Origin of the sequence: Roseomonas sp. TAS13 (assembly GCF_001950415.1) — a bacterium.
GTDB lineage: Bacteria > Pseudomonadota > Alphaproteobacteria > Acetobacterales > Acetobacteraceae > Roseomonas > Roseomonas mucosa.
Genome location: NZ_BDLP01000569.1, coordinates 1 through 1,985 on the forward strand (window position 1 = coordinate 1; position 1,985 = coordinate 1,985).

At 74.5% G+C, this 1,985-nt stretch carries 3 protein-coding genes; 2 read left to right on the plus strand and 1 reads right to left on the minus strand.

Annotation, left to right across the window (positions count from 1 at the left end):
- The coding region (locus ROTAS13_RS27550) for a hypothetical protein (RefSeq protein ID WP_216348737.1) at positions 1-276 on the plus strand (276 nt) is incomplete at its 5' end.
- Between the two features lie 297 nt (positions 277-573).
- Complete coding sequence (locus ROTAS13_RS23690) at positions 574-786, plus strand: hypothetical protein (protein WP_019462627.1); 213 nt, start codon at positions 574-576, stop codon at positions 784-786.
- 85 nt (positions 787-871) lie between these two features.
- On the opposite strand, the gene ROTAS13_RS23695 is transcribed toward ROTAS13_RS23690, so the two are convergent.
- Positions 872-1,985, minus strand: a 1,114-nt coding sequence (locus ROTAS13_RS23695) for a PLP-dependent aminotransferase family protein (protein ID WP_083755695.1), incomplete at its 5' end; no start/stop codon positions are given.

A 1,985-nucleotide genomic window follows, 5' to 3' on the forward strand; every position in this document is an offset into this window, starting at 1 on the left:
TCGCCTTACGGTGGAGCTGTGCGTAGATGTGATCAAGAGACAGTCCCGGATGAGATCCCGCCCCCCACCTGGGCCAGCCGCATCCGCGCGGCGCGCCAGCGCTGGCGGCGGGCCCTGGCAACCACCCCGCCGGCAATCACCACCCCGGTGACCGGGCCCGGGGATGCCGCCGCGCCCATCGGACACGCCACCGGCAGCGCCTCGCCCGCGGGCCTGCCCAGCGTCTTGCCCTTGGCCGAATCCGCCTCTCCCGCCACGCCGGGCGGGATGACCTGAGGCTCCCGCATCCTGGGTCGAGGCCGTGCCCGCACTGCCCCGGCTGGAAGGGACGCAGGCGGGCGCGGGTCCTTCGCCCCGGACATCCCGGACCCCGACGAACCGCGGCGGAATTCGCAGGGCCCCGGCTTGGCACCCCGCCCCCGACTGCCTAGCTTCCTCCGCAGGTGGGGGACATCCCGCGCCGTGACGGCCCCCGCGAGGGCGCCACGGTCAACAAGAATGGGGGACGCCACCGGACCAGGACTTCCTGCGGCCGCGCACGATCCTCCACCCCGCCAAACCAAGGAGGAAGACTTGACCGCGACTGACAATCTCCGCGTTCTGCGCCAGAATCTCCGGCAGGCCCGCGCCCATGTCGCCGCCAGCGTCATGGGGCGCGCCAACCTGAACGCCAACCAGGGCCGCCTCGGCAGGGTCCAGCGCCTGATGCTTTCCGTCAACCGGACGCTCTGGCCGCGACAGGGCGAGGCAGGCATGGCGGCGGAACGGGACAGCCGGCAGCACTGAGGCCAGCCGTCGGGGCCAGCGCACCGGAACATGATCCGCCGGCCTCCACCCGCGGATCACGCCCGGCGCTCCCCATCCGGATGGGTCAGGCGGCCACGGCGCCTGGGCTCCAGGCCCGCACCGCCTCGCCCAGCCGCTCCGCCGCGCGCCGCAGCGCCGGCAGGGAATGGCCGGAAAAGCCCAGCACGAAGCCGTCCGGCCCCTTCCGCACCAGCCGGGTTTCCGACAGCAGCCAGCCCTCGATCCCGGCCGCCGCGCGGATGCGCACCGCCGTTCCGGGCGGCCAGTCCTCCGGCAGCAGGGCCAGAAGGGACAGCCCCTGGTCGGGCACCGTCACGCGCAGCAGGCCGCCGGAGGCACGCGGCAGGAGTTCCGCCAGCAGGTCGCGGGCGATCCGGTAGCGCGAGCGCATGCGCCGCACATGCGCGGCGAAGCCGCCGTCGCGAATCAGCTCGGCCAGGGCCTCGCCGGTCAGGCTGGGCGGAAAGCGGTCGCTGACCAGCCGCGCGGCGGCGACCCTCTCCAGCAGCTCCCCCGGCAGCACGGCGAACCCCGTCCGCAACCCGGGGAATAGCGTCTTGGAGAAGGTGCCGAGATAGATGACCCGCTCCCGCGCATCGATCCCGGCCAGGGCGGTCAGCGGCGGGCCGGCGTAGCGGAACTCGCTGTCGTAATCGTCCTCCACCACCCAGCTTCCCGCCTCGCGCGCCCAGTCGAGCAGGGCGAGGCGCCGCTCCATGCTCATCGTCACGCCGGTCGGGAACTGGTGGGAGGGCGTGACATAGGCCAGCCGCGCCGAAGGGGCCTGGCGCCGTCCCTCCCCCGCGTCCAGCCCGTGGCGGTCCACCGGGACGGGCACCAGCCGGGCGCCGCAGGCCTCCAGGATGCGCCGTGCCGAGGGATAGCCCGGGTCCTCCATCCACACCGCGTCGCCGGGACGCAGCAGCACCTCGGCGCAGAGGCGCAGCGCCTGCTGCGTGCCGCTGGTGACCAGCACCCGCCCCGGATCGCAGGCGATGCCCCGCGTGGCCGCGAGATGCTCCGCGATGGCGCTGCGCAGCCCCTCGCCGCCGCGCGGGTCGCCATAGCCGAAATGCGCCGCCTCGGCCGTGAGGTGGCGCCGAACGAGGCGGCCGAACTGGCGCAGCAGCGCCGGATCGGCATGGGTGCGGCCCAGTGCGAAGGGCGCCTGTCCCGGC